This is a genomic window from Phycobacter sedimenti, assembly GCF_038148855.1.
Taxonomy (GTDB): domain Bacteria; phylum Pseudomonadota; class Alphaproteobacteria; order Rhodobacterales; family Rhodobacteraceae; genus Phycobacter; species Phycobacter sedimenti.
In genome coordinates this window covers 15,201-31,483 of record NZ_JBBVGR010000001.1, presented here as the reverse complement: position 1 = coordinate 31,483, position 16,283 = coordinate 15,201, and the positions used below count along the sequence as shown (strand labels likewise).

At 59.6% G+C, this 16,283-nt stretch carries 14 protein-coding genes; 4 read left to right on the top strand and 10 right to left on the bottom strand.

The annotated features are described in order from the left end of the window. Nucleotides 1–2: 2 nt before the first annotated feature. Nucleotides 3–692, top strand: a complete 690-nt coding sequence (gene phoB / locus AADA15_RS00160; RefSeq protein ID WP_341639522.1) for a phosphate regulon transcriptional regulator PhoB — start codon at nt 3–5, stop codon at nt 690–692. Nucleotides 693–800: 108 nt separating this feature from the next. On the opposite strand, the gene AADA15_RS00155 is transcribed toward phoB, so the two are convergent. Further along, complete coding sequence (locus AADA15_RS00155) at nt 801–1,712, bottom strand: LysR family transcriptional regulator (RefSeq protein WP_341639521.1); 912 nt, start codon at nt 1,710–1,712, stop codon at nt 801–803. Between the two features lie 107 nt (nt 1,713–1,819). Between AADA15_RS00155 and AADA15_RS00150 the strand changes: the two genes are divergently transcribed. The 3 genes from AADA15_RS00150 to AADA15_RS00140 all read left to right on the top strand — a co-directional run bounded on the left by AADA15_RS00150 (nt 1,820) and on the right by AADA15_RS00140 (nt 6,536). Beyond that, on the top strand, nt 1,820–3,040 hold the full coding sequence (locus AADA15_RS00150; RefSeq protein ID WP_341639520.1) for an acyl-CoA dehydrogenase: 1,221 nt from the start codon (nt 1,820–1,822) through the stop codon (nt 3,038–3,040). Between the two features lie 750 nt (nt 3,041–3,790). Beyond that, nucleotides 3,791–5,527 (top strand): SulP family inorganic anion transporter, encoded by a 1,737-nt coding sequence (locus AADA15_RS00145; protein ID WP_341639519.1) that lies wholly within the window; start codon nt 3,791–3,793, stop codon nt 5,525–5,527. A gap of 241 nt (nt 5,528–5,768) precedes the next feature. Further along, nucleotides 5,769–6,536, top strand: a complete 768-nt coding sequence (locus tag AADA15_RS00140) for an SDR family oxidoreductase (protein ID WP_341639518.1) — start codon at nt 5,769–5,771, stop codon at nt 6,534–6,536. 12 nt (nt 6,537–6,548) lie between these two features. Here the strand turns inward: AADA15_RS00140 and AADA15_RS00135 are convergent, their stop codons facing one another. From AADA15_RS00135 to AADA15_RS00095, 9 genes are all read right to left on the bottom strand, one after another. Beyond that, a complete protein-coding gene (locus tag AADA15_RS00135) occupies nt 6,549–7,412 on the bottom strand; it encodes an acyl-CoA thioesterase (protein ID WP_341639517.1) in 864 nt (287 codons plus the stop codon). Nucleotides 7,413–7,426: 14 nt separating this feature from the next. Next, nucleotides 7,427–9,394 (bottom strand): acetoacetate--CoA ligase, encoded by a 1,968-nt coding sequence (locus AADA15_RS00130; protein WP_341639516.1) that lies wholly within the window; start codon nt 9,392–9,394, stop codon nt 7,427–7,429. Further along, nucleotides 9,391–10,602: a serine hydrolase domain-containing protein gene (locus tag AADA15_RS00125; protein WP_341639515.1), complete on the bottom strand. Its 1,212-nt coding sequence runs from the start codon at nt 10,600–10,602 to the stop codon at nt 9,391–9,393. Before AADA15_RS00125 ends, AADA15_RS00130 begins: the two co-directional genes overlap by 4 nt. A 33-nt stretch (nt 10,603–10,635) precedes the next feature. After that, the gene (locus tag AADA15_RS00120) at nt 10,636–11,403 is read right to left on the bottom strand and encodes an enoyl-CoA hydratase/isomerase family protein (RefSeq protein WP_341639514.1); all 768 of its coding nucleotides are present in this window, start codon (nt 11,401–11,403) and stop codon (nt 10,636–10,638) included. A gap of 200 nt (nt 11,404–11,603) precedes the next feature. After that, complete coding sequence (locus AADA15_RS00115; RefSeq protein WP_341639513.1) at nt 11,604–12,632, bottom strand: phosphotransferase family protein; 1,029 nt, start codon at nt 12,630–12,632, stop codon at nt 11,604–11,606. 11 nt (nt 12,633–12,643) lie between these two features. Then, a complete protein-coding gene (locus AADA15_RS00110; protein ID WP_341639512.1) occupies nt 12,644–13,294 on the bottom strand; it encodes a histidine phosphatase family protein in 651 nt (216 codons plus the stop codon). A 3-nt stretch (nt 13,295–13,297) separates the two neighbouring features. Next, nucleotides 13,298–14,308, bottom strand: a complete 1,011-nt coding sequence (locus tag AADA15_RS00105) for an NAD(P)H-dependent flavin oxidoreductase (RefSeq protein ID WP_341639511.1) — start codon at nt 14,306–14,308, stop codon at nt 13,298–13,300. Between the two features lie 31 nt (nt 14,309–14,339). Further along, complete coding sequence (locus AADA15_RS00100; protein WP_341639510.1) at nt 14,340–15,155, bottom strand: SDR family NAD(P)-dependent oxidoreductase; 816 nt, start codon at nt 15,153–15,155, stop codon at nt 14,340–14,342. A 12-nt stretch (nt 15,156–15,167) separates the two neighbouring features. Continuing rightward, nucleotides 15,168–16,283, bottom strand: coding sequence for an acyl-CoA dehydrogenase family protein (locus tag AADA15_RS00095; protein ID WP_341639509.1), 1,116 nt, complete (start codon nt 16,281–16,283; stop codon nt 15,168–15,170).

The following is a 16,283-nucleotide window of genomic DNA, read 5'->3' as shown; positions in this document are numbered from 1 at the left end:
CCATGGCAGCCGAGCAGCCAACCGTCCTGGTCGTCGAAGACGAACTGGCGCAGCGCGAGGTACTGGCCTACAATCTTGAGGCGGATGGGTTTCGCGTGATCCGTGCCGAGAATGGCGAAGAGGGATTGCTTCTGGTCGAGGAGGACACCCCGGATATCATCGTTCTGGACTGGATGATGCCCAACCTCAGCGGCATCGAAGTCTGCCGCCGCCTGAAAACACGTCCGGAAACCCGCAACATCCCGATCATCATGCTCTCGGCCCGCTCCGAAGAGGTGGACAAGGTGCGCGGGCTGGAAACGGGCGCCGATGACTATGTCGTCAAACCCTATTCGGTGATCGAACTGATGGCCCGGGTGCGCACCCAGTTGCGCCGCGTACGCCCCTCGACCGTGGGCATGCGGCTGGAATTCGACGATATCGTGCTGGATGCGGAAACCCATAAGGTCAGCCGCTCGGACCAGCCTCTGAAACTGGGGCCGACCGAATTTCGGCTGCTCTCGACTTTCATGGAAAAACCGGGGCGGGTCTGGAGCCGTGAGCAGCTGCTGGACCGGGTCTGGGGGCGTGACATCTACGTCGACACCCGCACCGTGGACGTCCACATCGGAAGGTTGCGCAAGGCACTGACCCAGCATGGCGGCAATGATCCGGTCCGCACCGTGCGCGGCGCGGGCTACGCGCTCGGTTAGGACCGCTGCAACCAGGGTTCGCAAACCGGCGCGAGCACGGCGTAAGGGCGGTGCACGGGCGGTGCACGGGCGGTGTACAGGGGGTGTACAGGATGCACCCCCGGTCATTCATCGCGGCAGAGGGTCTTCGGGCTGCGCCTTTGTCGCCAGCCAATCCCGGAATTTCATGAGCGCCGGCATGCGTGATTTGCTGGCGGGCCAAACCAGGTAATAGGCACCGCGGGTTTCGGTTGGGGCAGGGTGCAGGGCCATCAACCGCCCCGTCGCGATATCCTGCTCCACCAGGTAATCCGGCATCAAGGCCACCCCCAGACCGTGCAGAGCGGCCTGAGTTATCGTTGAAAATTGATCATACATGGTACCCGCAACGATCGCAGGCGGGGTCACGCCATGCGCCTTGAACCAGTCGGACCAGGCCTCGGGGCGGGTTTGAATGTGCAGCAACGGCAGCGAAAGGATCCCGTCCGGACCGCCCAGATCCTGCGCGCGCCCAAGATCCGGGGCGCAGACCGGCAAAAGCTGCTCGCTTTTCAAGAGCATCGCCTCGGTGCCGGGCCATTGAGCCTCACCAAAATGAATCGCGGCATCAAAGGGTTCCGCGGCAAAGCTGAAGGGTTCCAGCCGGGTGGTCATATTGATGGTCACATCCGGGTGCAGGCGGGCAAATTCGGGCAGGCGGGGCATCAACCACCGCATTCCAAAGGCCGGCAGAATCGCAAGATTCAGCGTTCCGGTCAGCGGTGCGGTTTGCAGGCGCAGTGTCGCCTGCGCGATCTGATTAAGAGAAATCCGGATTTCCGCAGCGTATTCCTGCGCTTGCGGCGTCAGAGACAGCTTCTTCTGGGCCCGATCCACAAGATCAAGACCCAGCTGCCGCTCCAGCGCCTGCAGCTGGCGACTGACTGCACCCTGGGTCAGCGACAGCTCTCCGGCCGCAGCGGAGGCACTGCCCAGCCGGTCAAGCGCTTCAAGCGCGCGCAGGGAGGAAATCGAGGGAAGAAATCGACGGGGAGCGCTCATGTATGACCTATACTCATACTTTCTTGCCAAAGTCTCGCTGTTTTTTTTCTTAACCCGCCGTTAGGGTGCGCGGGAACTCACCCTTCAACCAATCACGGGGCAAGACGATGACCGATGCACCTAAACTGCGGGCCAAGGACAAGCCCGATCTTGGCGGCTTCAACTGGGAAGACCCGCTGCGCCTTGAGGATCAGCTGAGCGAAGACGAGCGGATGATTGCGTCTTCAGCCCGCGCCTATGCCCAGGAAAAACTGCAGCCGCGCGTCACCGAAGCCTATGAAAAAGAACAGACCGACCCGGAGATCTTCCGCGAGATGGGGGAAATGGGTCTGCTTGGAACAACCATCCCCGAGGAATATGGCGGGCTCGGCGCAGGCTATGTCTCATATGGTCTGGTGGCCCGCGAGGTTGAGCGTGTGGACAGCGGCTATCGGTCGATGATGTCGGTGCAAAGCTCGCTGGTGATGTATCCGATCTACGCCTACGGCAGCGAAGAGCAGCGCAAGAAATACCTGCCGAAACTCGCCTCCGGTGAATGGATCGGCTGCTTTGGCCTGACCGAACCCGACGCAGGATCCGACCCGGCCGGCATGAAGACTCGCGCCGAGAAAACCGCCACCGGCTACAAGCTGACCGGATCCAAGATGTGGATCTCCAATGCCCCGATCGCGGACGTCTTCGTGGTCTGGGCCAAGTCCGAAGAACACGGCGGCAAGATTCGTGGCTTCGTGCTGGAAAAAGGCATGAAGGGTCTGTCTGCACCGAAGATCCAGAACAAGGCGTCGCTGCGCGCCTCGATCACTGGCGAAATCGTCATGGATGGTGTCGAAGTCGGCGAGGACGCGCTGCTGCCGCATGTGCAAGGTCTGAAAGGTCCGTTTGGTTGCCTCAACCGCGCGCGCTATGGTATCAGCTGGGGCGCCATGGGGGCGGCCGAAGCCTGCTGGCACGCCGCCCGTCAATATGGCCTGGATCGCACGCAGTTTGGTCGGCCGCTGGCCAATACGCAGCTATTCCAGTTGAAACTGGCCAATATGCAGACAGAGATCGCCCTGGGCCTGCAGGCCTCCTTGCAGGTGGGCCGCCTGATGGATGCAGCCAACGCCGCGCCCGAGATGATTTCGATCGTCAAACGCAACAACTGCGGCAAGGCACTTGATATCGCCCGGATGGCCCGGGACATGCACGGCGGGAATGGCATCAGCCTCGAATTCCAGGTCATCCGCCACATGGTGAACCTCGAAACGGTTAACACCTACGAGGGTACCCATGATGTGCACGCGCTGATCCTGGGGCGTGCGCAAACCGGGCTGCAGGCGTTCTTTTAAAGGTTATCACTCTTTGCCCCGGTTCTGGCCGGGGCTGAGGGCCTTTTTGACCATGGGCCCGTTGTCCCGAGGACAGGATATCAATCCTGTCTCTGCCCACTACAATTCTTGCACTATCGCAAAGCTATCATGCTTTTTTGCGGATGGCGTCCACAACCGTAGTTCCGCAAAGGATGCACAGGGTTCGCCCAATTGCCGCCGCCCGGGATCGTATCCGAAACGATTAACGACAAGGTTAAGCCACATATCAATTTCGCGTGGAAAACCTGCCGCTGGCGGAAAGCTCAGCGAAAAGCCTGTTAAGACGCAGCCAACAGGCCTTGAATAACTGAATACGAGCATTGGTCTTCGGACTTCCAGCCTTGCAAAAAGCAGAGGCCCCATTTTGCCACGCCCTTGAACCGGCCGAACGGGAAAATGTGCAAGACATACTGTTCAGCTTGTTTTGAACAATCCTCGAAACACCCGATGCCTGCAAAGATGCAAGGCTTATTTCGCAAAAACGCCCCGGCATTTTTGCAAGACGACAGGGTCATTGCTCGGGATGATTTTGCGGTTCCCCCCACTCGTAACCCATTATTAACAAACCAGATGTGATGAAGTCGAGCAAGTTGTCGGAATAATTTTAACAACAGGCCTTTCCCCTTTGGTTGTTCACATATATATCGTTTTGTGAATATGTTGAGCCGGATCCGTTAACACCTGACGGGCTCCGAGGTTCCAAAGAAAGCCATAGCCATGCCATCGCCCATGTCCCGCATTGATCTGCAGCGCCTCTTCCCGGTTTTGGATTGGGGGCGGCGCTATGATCGTATCGATTTTTCCGGTGATATGACGGCGGCCGTGATTGTGACGATCATGCTTATTCCGCAATCTCTGGCCTATGCGCTGTTGGCCGGACTTCCGGCTGAGGTCGGGCTGTACGCTTCGATCCTGCCTTTGGTGGCTTATGCGATCTTTGGAACATCTCGCGCTTTGGCAGTGGGGCCGGTCGCCGTGGTTTCCTTGATGAGTGCATCCGCTCTGGCCCCACTGGGTCTCGACACAGTTGCCGAGTTCACAGCCGCCGCCGCGGTTCTGGCGTTGCTATCGGGGCTGATGCTGGTCGCCATGGGCGCGTTGCGGCTCGGGGTGGTTGCGAACCTTTTGTCCCATCCGGTGATTGCAGGTTTCATTACTGCATCCGGGATCCTGATCGCAGTCAGCCAGCTGAAACATATCCTTGGTATTCCGGCCCATGGTCACAACCTGCCGGAAATCCTGATGTCTTTGGGGCAGGGGCTGACCGGCCTCAATCCCTGGACCCTTGCGACCGGCCTTGCTGCGTTGGGTTTTCTGTTCTGGGTGCGCCGCCATATGGCCAATGTCCTGCATGCCCGCCTGGGGCTTTCAAGGGCAGCGGCCGGGACTGCGGCCCGCGTCGGACCCGTCTTCGCAGTGATCGGCACCATCCTTTTGTCCTGGGGCATGGATCTGCCTGCCTTGGGCGTTTCCGTGGTCGGTGAGGTCCCCACCGGTCTGCCTCCGCTTGGGCTGCCCATGATCGATTGGGCGCTGATCCCGGCGCTCATTGGTCCGGCTGCGCTGATCACAATCATCGGATACGTCGAAAGCGTCTCGGTGGCACAGACACTGGCCGCAAAACGCCGTCAAAAAATTCAACCGAACCAAGAACTTAAGGCGCTTGGCGCTGCGAACCTGGCATCGGCCTTGTCCGGCGGCTATTCGGTGACGGGCGGTTTTGCACGCTCGGTGGTCAATTTCGATGCGGGCGCGCGCACACCTGCTGCCGGTGCATTCACGGCAGTCGGGCTTACATTCGCAGCGCTGTTCCTGACGCCGCTGCTGTACTTCCTTCCAAAGGCGACGCTGGCCGCGACGATCATCATTGCCGTCTTGTCACTGGTCGACCTCAAGATCCTCAAGACCGCCTGGACCTATTCCAAAGCCGATTTTGCTGCGGTTCTCAGCACCATTCTGCTGACATTGATCGTAGGGGTCGAAACCGGGGTTGCCGCCGGTGTGCTGGTCTCGCTGCTGCTGTTCGTCTGGAAAACATCACGGCCGCACGTGGCCGAAGTGGGGCAGGTGCCCGGGACCCAGCATTTCCGCAACATTCATCGCCATCACGTTCTGACGGACCCCCGCGTTGTCACGCTGCGGATCGACGAAAGCCTGTATTTCGCAAATGCGCGCCGGATGGAAGATATGGTCCTGGCACGCGTCCAGTCCGCACCGCAGGACATGAAACATGTCGTGCTGATGTGCTCGGCTGTGAACGAGATCGACCTCAGCGCCTTGGAATCCCTGGAAGAGATCAACCAGCGACTGTCGGACATGGGGGTTACGTTGCACCTGTCCGAAGTGAAAGGTCCGGTGATGGACCGCTTGAAACGCAGCCATTTCCTGGATGCTTTGTCAGGTCATGTGTTCCTGTCCCAGCATGAAGCCTACGAGGCGCTGACCGCTCCAGAAGGGCAGGACTGAACGGTTCGTCCACAGCTGGCTCATCATCACCCATCCCATGTCCGCTCGTCCTCGTTGCCTTATGCGAGGAGAGTGACACTTCTGCTTTGCCAATGGGTGACATTACTGCTTTGCGGCTACAAACGTGAATCTCATAATCAGTATTATGTAACCCCTGTGCGTTCCGTTCCGTCACATAGGATTGGCAGATCACCAAACGCCAGCTAGCCTGCTTGTGCTATGGAAACGCGCAAGGATTGTCATGGAACTCAAGGATCGCTGTATCGTCGTCACCGGAGCTGCCAGTGGCATTGGCAAAGGACTTGCGCACAGGTTTGCCACCCTTGGCGCGGCCCATGTTGTCTGCGCAGATATAGACGCTGCGGGCGCGGAACGCACCGCTGCTGAGATCGGCGGCATCGCCAAGACTGTGAACGTTTCCTGCGAAGACAGTATCGCCTCGCTCATTCAGGATATCGAAGACCAGATCGCTCCGATTGATTTGTTTTGCGCCAATGCCGGGATCCTGACCCTCGGCGGCCTTGAGGTGGAAAATGACGCCTGGCAAAGGATTTGGGACATCAACGTCATGTCCCATGTTTGGACGGCTCGCCATCTTGTGCCGCGTATGCTGGAACGCGGCGGCGGTTACATTCTCACCACGGCATCGGCAGCCGGCCTGCTGAACCAGATCGGCGCAGCCCCTTACGGGGTTACCAAGCACGCTGCGGTGGGTTTCGCCGAATGGCTGGCGATCACATATGGCGACCAGGGAATTGGAGTCTCGGTTCTGTGCCCGCAGGCCGTCCGCTCCGAAATGACCCGCGGGATGGAAAACAGTGTGGCCAGCGTCGATGGACTGCTCGAGCCGGAAGATGTTGCAAACGCCTGCGTTGAAGCCATTGAAAGCAATCGTTTTCTTGTCCTGCCACACCCCAAGGTGAAAGACTACATGCAGGCAAAGACGGCCGATTATGACCGCTGGATCACCGGCATGCAAAAGCTGCGCGATCGCTATGATATCACATGAATTTCTAACGTTTCAGCGGTTGATCGGTCGCATCAGGCCTTCTTGTGCAACACTGGCGACCAGCTGACCGTCGCGGGTATAGATCGAGCCCCGATTGAACCCGCGCCCATTTCCCGCAAATGGGGAATCCATCGTGTAAAGATGCCAGTTCTCGAATTGAACCGGCGCATGAAACCACATCGCGTGATCAAGGCTGGCTGTCATCGCCTCGGGCTTGAACCAGGTGATCCCGTGCGGTCTGAGCGCAGAGCCGAGCAATCCAAAGTCAGAGGCATAGGCCATCAGAACATGTTGCAACTGTGGCCCTGCCCCTTTGGCCGCCTCCATCCTGATCCACATATGGTTGATATCACTTGAAACTTCCGGATCCAGCGGGTCTCGCGGCTGGATATCCCGGATCTCAAAGGGGCGTGCACGGGTGAATTCGTCGCGCATATGCTCTGCGATGCGGTGCACATGGGATTGATGCAACTCGTCCCGGTTCTGCAAGCCCTCGGGCGGCGGAACATCCGGCATCGTGTGCTGGTGGCTCCAGCCCGGTTCTTCCTTGTGAAAGGATGCCGCAAGGTTCAGGATCTGCTTGCCGTTCTGGATGGCTGTGACCCTGCGCGTGGTAAAGCTGCCGCCGTCACGGGCCGGGTCGACCTGGTAGATCACCGGGCTCGCGGGATCGCCAGGTCGAATGAAATAGGCGTGCAGGGAATGGCACAAACGGTCTGGAACCGTCGCATAGGCCGCCGTCAGCGCCTGGGCGATGACCTGTCCACCGTAAATCCGCGTTGGCGTCTCGCCGCCCGATCCAATGCCACGATACAGATTTGTATCCAGCCGCTCCAGATCCAGAAGATTGAGCAAAACCTTCCCAGCATCAGACATTTACGCCGCCTTTCTCAAGTGGTCTCCCGCGATTTTGCATAGGCGATGAAGGTCTCGAAGCTGGCCGGGTTGGCCATCGAGTCCCGGTTCACCACTTTCGCAGGATCCCCCCCAAGTAGCAGCTTTTTCACGGGAACTTCCAGCTTCTTTCCCGAAAGCGTGCGCGGGATTTCTGGCACCGCATTGATTTCATCCGGAACAAACCGCGCAGAGACCGAGCTGCGGATGGCTGATTTGATCTTGTCCAACAAGGCCTCGTCCAGAACGTGTCCCTCGGCCAGAACAACAAAGAGGGGCATGAAACTGTCGCGGCCCAGAAATTCGAGATCAACCACCAGGCTGTCGAGAACCTCAGGGAGCCCTTCAACTGCTTGATAAATCTCCGAAGATCCGAGCCTGAGTCCGCGCCGGTTTATCGTCGCATCCGAACGGCCATAGATCACCGATCCACCCTCGGGGGTGATTTCGATCCAGTCTCCATGGCGCCAAATGCCGGGATAGGTGTCAAAGTAACTGGAGTGCAGCCGCGATCCATCCTCATCTCCCCAGAAAAACAGGGGCATGGAAGGCAAAGGTTCGGTGCAGACCAACTCGCCAACTGCGCCGATGACCTCTTTTCCCGCCTCATCAAAAGCGCGCACCGCGTTGCCAAGGGCCCGGCACTGCATCTCTCCCGCGCGCACGGGCAGCATGACATTGCCGCAGACAAAAGCACCGCACAGGTCTGTCCCGCCTGAAATCGGGGCAAGCCAGATGTCCTGCATGACCTCGGAATACACCCAGTCATAGCCATCCGACGTCAAGGGCGAGCCGGTGGTGCCAAGCGACACAAGCGCCGACAGATCCAGTTCTTTTCCGGGCCTGATCCCAGCCTTTACGCAGGCGGTTATGTAGGCCGCGCCGACGCCAAGGTAGGTGATCCTTTCCTCGGCAGCGCGCCGCCACAGATCCAGCATATCAGGGTGGTTTGGGGCCCGGTCGTAAAGAAGGGTCGTCGCGCCCTGCCCCAAGGCCACGAATTGCGCGTTCCACATGACCCAGCCAGAGGAGGTCATCCAGCAGAACCGGCTGTCCGCGCTCAGGTCCTGATGCAGGGATTGTTTGGCACCCTCGAGGAGGATCCCGCCATGCCCATGCACGATGGGTTTGGGATTGCCTGTCGTGCCAGACGAATAGACCACCCATAGCGGATGATCAAAGGGCACCGGCTCAAAGCTTAAAGGCGTGTCGCGCCCCACCAGATCACGCCAGTCCCGTGCACCGCTTGGAACATCACCGACCACGGGCAGAACGATGGTTTGCGCGACGCTCGGCAACCCGTCGGCGATGGTGCCCAGCACTTCACGGCGATCAATGGTCTTGCCCGCGTGAACATAGCCATCCTGATAGATCAGGACCTTTGGTTCGATCTGCCGGAAACGGTCCAGAATGGCGACATGCCCCATATCCGGCGCACAAAGCGACCAGATTGCGCCGAGGCTGGTTGCGGCAAGACAGGCGATGATGGCGGTTTCCGTGTTGGGCAGCACGGCGGTCACACGATCGCCCTGCCCGACCCCCATCTCGCGCAGATGACTGGCGACGCTGGCCACCTGTGCGGCCAGCTCGGCCCAAGTCAGTTCGGTACGGCCAAAAGTTTCAGAGTGGACCACAAGTGCCTGAGAATTTGGCGTTTTTCCAGCCTGCCTCAGCATATGACGGGCCCAGTTCAGTTCGGCACCCGGAAACCATTCGGCGCCGGGCATGCTGCGGCTCCCCAGAACGGATGACGCAGCGGTATCAAACTCCAGCTCAAAGAACTCCGCCAGCGCACTCCAGAACCCGTCAAGATCGGACACGCTCCAGTCCCACAGCGCATTGTAGTCTTGAAACCTCAGGGATTTTTCTACGGCGAGCCAGTCCTGAAACGCGGCCATGCGGCTTGATTGCGCGCGTGCCGCGCTTGGGGTCCAAAGGTTCTCGCGGTTCATGATCTCGCTCATCGGCAGACCGCCCCATGAACCAGGGCCTTCAGTTCGGCGCGGGACGGATAGGAACTGGAGGGCGACAGCTGCGTAAAGAAAACAACCGACAGATCGAGCACAGGGTCGACCCAGAAGAACGTCGACGCCATGCCGCCCCAGCTGAAATCTCCCACAGAGCCCGGACAACGCGCCCGGCCCGGATCCAGCACCACGGCACCGCCAAGACCAAAGCCCATCCCCTCCATCGGCTGTTCGGCAAAGCTTTGCGGACCCATCGAGGCGATGTCGCCGGGGAGATGGTTTCTCATCATGAAATCAGCAGTCTGCGGGCTGATGATAAAACCGTCATCACAGGCGCCGCGCAGGCGCAGCATCTCGGCAAACTTCATATAGTCGTCAATCGTCCCAACCAGCCCGCCACCGCCGGACATCATGTCGGCGGTTTCAAACGGAGAGCCACCGTGGCTGTCTGTCAGACGCAGGGTGTCGCCACCGGACCTGGCGGCATTCAGCGCCATCGCATCCCCTGCAAGCGGCGTGTAGAGGGAGGCGAAGCGATCACCGGTGCCGTCAGCTACGCGGAACCCCGTTTCGCGCATGCCGAGAGGCCCAAAGATCTCGTCCTGAAAAAAGTCTCCCAGGGACTTGCCCGAGACCACTTCGACAACCCGCCCCAGAACATCGATGCTGACAGAGTATTCCCAGCGCGTCCCCGGCTGAAAGGCAAGCGGATAGGTCGCCAGTTCGGCAACCATCGCAGCGAGGCTTCCCTGGTTTGGTTTGAACATCAATCCGCGCTCGTTCATCGCTGCGGGCAGAACGCCGGGATTGAACGGGTAGCTGAGGCCGCTGGTATGAGTCAGCAGCTCATGCAGGGTCGGCGCGCGGCTCGCTTCGGTCTGGTCGATGGCCGTTGCGCCTGGAACCAATGCCATCATCTCATTGAACTCCGGCAGAAAATCGGACACCGGAGCATCAAGGTGAAACAAACCGCGTTCCAAAAGCATCATGATCGCGAGCGAAGTGACCGGCTTGGTCATGGAATAGATCCGAACCACCGTATCGCGAGCAAAGGGAAGCCCCTCGTGGACGTTGCGCAGGCCCGCGGCGTGGAATAACGCCTCTTCCCCGTTCTGCTGGATCAGAACCGAGCTGCCCGCATATTTTCTTTCATCCACATAGCGTTGCTGCCATGCCTTGACACGCTCCAAGCGGCCTTGGTCCATCTTTGCTCCCCCAATTGTTGCCTTGGCTTTGTGTCAGCCATCCCCCCGCACCATGCGTTCCATTGCCGGGGCTGTTTCATCCCTGAACCACCCTTGTTCGGGTGCATTGCCGCCTGCGGCCATGGCTGCCTTGATCCGGCCGATGGTTTCACCGCGCAATTGCATCTTTACGGATGCATAGGTCTCGGGCGGCAGCTCTGCCAGCTTGCGCGCCTCCCGCAGGCAGTAGATCTCAAGATCTTCCATGTCTTCGGCGATGATATCGACAAAGCCATAGTTTCGGGCCGCGATCGGGCCGATGGGCTGGCCGGTCAGCATCATACGTCTTTGGGTATTGGTATCGAGCGTCGCCTTTGCGACCTCAAGCGGGCCAACCGGAAAATCGACCCCCACGCGCACTTCGGCCAGCCCATAGGCCGATTTGGAATGACCGACCCGCACGTCCGAACCGAGAACAAAAAACAAACCGCCCGCGATTGCAGCCCCACCGACTGCGGCAACAACGGGTTTTGGGCAGCTGTAAAGACCAAGGACCGCTTCGTTCAGCCCCCGCACCATGGCGCGCTGCTGGTCAAGGTCAAAATCCTTGGCTTCTTTCAGGTCGACACCCGCGGAAAAAACCTTGAACGGACTTTTGAGGATGATCGCCCGAACGGCCGTGTCCTGCCCCAAATCGGCGATCATTCCTGCAAAATCCATCAGGAACTCGGCGCTCAGCGCGTTGACCGGGCCACGCCCCAGCTGCAACTCGAAAACCCCTTCGCCAAGGTTCTTTGTGTTCAGCCAATCCGACTGTGTCATCTGAATTATCCTCCCGGGCGGCCACAGATCTGGCGAGCCGCCTGTTATGTCCATAATGCGCAGTGGATGCATAAGGGTCGAGAGTTAAGGCATACGTAAAACCACGCAATCACGCCCGGCACTGCGCACAATACGCACAGAACGGGCCGCATCTCTCCTCGCTCCGAAACGCGCAAAACCGCGCGGCGCTTTGCCACCTGTCAGCGTTTCAACGCCTGCAGGCCGCTTTGCGCAAATATCGGGACAAACCCGCCCAGTTTTTCGGCCCGCTCCGGGTTTGACGCATTGCCATCCAGAGCCCGCTTCAACACGCCCTGCAGAATACCCGCCATCCGGAAGAAGCTGAAGGACAGGTAGAAGCCGAAGTTATCGATTCCCGGCAGGCCCCGGCGGCGGCAATAGGCCTCGATAAAGGCCTCATCAGATGGCAGGCCAAGCGCCTTGCGATCAATCCCGGCAAGGCCACGCCCCTCCTGCCCCGGCGGCATCTGCCATTGCATGATAACACCGGCCAAGTCCGCGTAAGGATGACCGATCGTCGAGAGCTCCCAGTCGAGCACGGCAAGGCATTTGGGCGCATCCGCGCTGAAGATCATGTTGTCGATCCGGTAGTCGCCATGGACCAATCCACGCTGGCCGTCGTCCCTTGGCATGGCCGCTTCCAACGCCTGGATCAATTCATCCATTTCGGCGATGACGCGGGTTTCGGACGCCCGGTATTGTTTGGTCCAACGCCCGAGTTGACGCTCAAAATAGTTGCCAGGCGGGCCATAGTCCGAAAGACCCACACTGTCGACATCAACATCGTGCAAGGCCGCAAGCACACGGTTCATGTCGTCAATCACGGCCCCGCGCTCTGCAGGGTCCAGATCCTGCATTACAGGATCGGTGAAATTGCGCCCGGCGACGTGCTCCATGATATAAAAAGCGGAGCCGATGACACTATCGTCCTCGCAAAGCAGATGCACCTTGGCGACCGGCACCTTTGTGCCCGCAAGGGCCTTTTGCACCCGGAATTCCCGATCAACGGCATGGGCCGATTTCAGCAACACCCCCGGCGGCTTGCGGCGCAAGACGTAGTTTCCAGCCGAGGTTTTGAGCAAAAAGGTCGGATTGGATTGGCCCGTCGCAAATTTCTCAACCTCTACCGCCCCGTCAAACCCGGCCAGGCGTCCGCCCAGGAACCGCCTGATGGCGTCAATGTCCAATGTCTGGGTATCGCTGCTCATGTCCTGCTCCCTCAGCTGTAGCTCATCAGTTCAGCGCGCTCTGCATCATGAAACTGTGGCACCGAATTGAATTCATGCAAATAAAATCGTCCTTTAGACGAGATGAACCGGGTGACGGAGGTGTTCTTTACTTGCAGGTTCAGGGCGATCATCTGGCGATCCGGCACCTCCAGAGTCGCAGCCACCAGCCGCGCGATCACACCGCCCGAGCTGATCACCAGGATCCGTTCGGCCTCCGTGTCGGCTGCATGCTTGCGCGCGGCCTCCACCCGCGCGGCAAACTCCGCCCAGGATTCCTTCGCCGTTTCCACTCCGCCATCCTGCCATTCCGCCAGGGTGTCACGCAAAGCTCGAAAGTGCGTTTTACGGTCAGTGATCACATCGTCGGGAGCCTGACCACCAAAACGCTGATGCAAAAGGTCGTGGAAATCATATTCATTCCATCCGCTATGCTCTTCAGCGCAAACAGAAAATCCCATCGCGTCAAGCGTCTGCTTTTGGCGCGCAAGACTCCCGGTGATCGCTCGGTCCGGCTGCCAGCCCATGGCGCGCAGCGTCTCACCAAGCAACTGTCCCTGTCTGCGGCCAAGATCGCTCAGTTCATCATAGTTGCCTGCCCCGAAAGAGGCCTGACCATGACGCACCACCAGTATCTCGGCCATGGTCTAGCCCTTAAACTCGGCAGCCAGCCGCGCACCAGCTGCGCGAAACTCCCGGTCGATCCGATCCACCAAGTCGCCCGTCGAGCAGACCTCTTTGACTGCGCCGATCCCCTGCCCAGAACCCCAGATTTCTTTCCAGGCTTTGGGCTTGGACGATCCGCTTCCGAAGTTCATCGAAGAGGATTCGGCCGTTGGCAAGTTGTCTGGATCAAGGCCAGCCTTGGTGACGGACTGTTTGAGATAGTTTCCCCAAACACCTGTAAACAGGGAAGAATAGACAATGTCCTCGGCACCGCCATCGACGATCATCTGCTTGTACTCGCTTTGGGCGTTGGCCTCGTGGGTGGCAATGAAGGGGGAGCCGGCATAGCCAAAATCCGCCCCCATGGCGCGCGCCGCAAGCAGGGATTCGCCGGTCGCAATCGCACCCGAAAGCGCCAGAGGGCCGTCAAACCAGCTGCGGATTTCGCGGATCAAGGCAAGGGGCGACTGTTGCCCTGCGTGCCCGCCAGCCCCGGCCGCCACGGCCACCAGCCCGTCGGCCCCCTTCTCAATGGCCTTTTTGGCAAAGCGGTTGTTGATCACATCATGCAGAACCACGCCGCCGCAGGAATGCGCGGCCTCGTTCACCTCAGGACGCGCCCCCAGAGAGGTGATCCAGACGGGCACCTTCCAGCGGGTGCAGATCTCGAGATCGCGATCAAGCCGCGTGTTTGAACGGTGGACGATCTGGTTCACCGCAAAAGGCGCGGCCGGCCGGTCCGGATTTTCCTGGTTGTGGCGGTCCAGTTCCTCGGTGATCTGTTTGAGCCAAGCCTCCAGCAAGGGCGGCTCACCTTCGCCTTCGCGGGCGTTCAGCGCCGGAAAGGCACCGATGATCCCGGCCTTGCATTGCGCGATGACCAGTTCCGGCACCGAGATGATGAACAGCGGCGAGCCAATCAGCGGAATGCGCAGCCCGCGCAAGGCCGACGGTAGGTGATCCTCGTTTCGGGACCAGGTGGTATCGTTCATTTTCAGCCCTCTAGAACAATTTCTTCACGTTTCAGGTCAACGCGCTTTCAAAAATATTATGGCCCGACATCACGTTGATGCCACCAGACACCGGTATAACGGCCCCCGTCACATAGGACCCGCCGCGCCCCGACAGGAACAGAACCGCACCAGCTATATCCTCGTCCCGGCCAACGCGGCCCAAAGGTACATCCCGGCCCACCTTTTCGCGTTTTTCCTCATCGCCTGTTGCAAAAGCGGTCATGCGCGACACGAACGGCCCCGGAGCGAGCGCATTTACCGTTACGTGTTTATGGGCAAGCTCTTTCGCGAGGATCCTGGACATGTGGATGACTGCCGCTTTGGAGGCCGAATAGCTGTAGGCGCCATCGCCCATCGGAATCTCGCCCATGACCGAACCGACGTTGATCACGCGCGCAGGGTCGTCCGCGTCAGACGACTCGATCAGAAGCGGCAGGAGCTTTTGGGTGAGGTCAAAGACGCCGGTCACATTGACGTTCATCACCTTTTCCCAGGCATGATGCGGGAATTGCCCCAGAGGCGCGCCCCAGGTGATGCCGGAATTGTTCATCAGGATATGAAGCGTGTCGGTTCGGGATTTCACTTCAGCCACCAGAGCATCAATGCCGTCGACATCCCCGACGTCTCCTGCAAAACCTTCGGCGCGGCCGGGTGTACCCAGCGCGTTCAGCTCGGCTGCAACCGCTTCGCAGGCCTCACCCTTGCGCGAGGCGATCAAGACCCGCGCACCGGCCCGCACCATAGCTTCTGCTGCCATTCGGCCAATGCCAGTCGCGCCGCCCGTCACAAGCGCGGTTTTTCCTTCCAGTGAAAAGAGTTCTTGCATCATATTGATCCCTCAAAAGCCACGCAGACGGGCCACTTGCGCTGCGTGATAGCCATAGTCCCCGAGCCATTCCGCCGCCACACGCGCGCGTTTCATGTAAAACCCCATGTCATAGGCATCGGTCATACCGATCCCGCCATGCATCTGCACCCCTTCACGCACCGCGAGCTGAGCCGTGTCGGTGGCCCGCGCCTTGGCCAGGGATACCGCAAGGGTTGCATTTCCGGGGTCGCTGTCGAGCATCCGTCCTGCGTGCAGGATCGCCGACACCGTCAGTTCAATCTCACACCAAAGATGGGCGGCGCGATGCTGCAGGGCCTGGAAACTGGAAATCGGCACGCCGAACTGCTTGCGCTCTTTCAGGTAACCGATTGTCATCTCAAAGGCCGCCGTCGACAGCCCTCCGGTTTCGGCCGCGAGCGCCGCCTGCCCCGCCTCCAGCCCGTACCGCAACAGGGCCGCGCCTTCTCCGGCAGATCCCAGCAATTCTTCTCCGGAGACTTCGACATTGTCAAAAACCAGTTGCGCGGCATCCCGGCTGTCAATCATCGCCGTGCTGTTGCGGGTCACTCCCGTACGATCGGCGGGCAGATCAAACAGGCACAGCCCGTCTTCGCTTTGGGCCAGCACCAGGACATGAGAGGCGTTGCTGCCATCAACCACAAACCGTTTTTCACCACTCAGGACGTACCCATTTCCACGCTTTTCCGCCGTGAATTCAACACGCTCAGGGTTGAACTTTACGCTTTCGTCAAGCGCAAGCGCGTAGGTGCGCGAACCGGATGCAATCCCGCTCAAGGCCGATTGACTGCGCGTATCATCGCACCGCCGCAACACTGTCGCCGCGATGATGGCCGTGCTGAGAAACGGGCTCACCGTCAGGTTCCGGCCCATTTCCCGCGCCAGAACATGAGCAGCAGCATGGCCCATATCGACACCGCCCGCAGCCTCCGGAACAAGGATCCCGGCCCAACCGGCCGCAACCATTTCCTGCCAAAGAGCGTCATCCCTGGTCCGCCCCTGATCGCGCAGCTCACGCAGACGGGACACGGGCGCGGATTTTTCCAGAAGAGCACGCGCTGCATCCTGCAGCATGGTTTCTTCTTCGGTTTGAATGAGTTTCGCCAT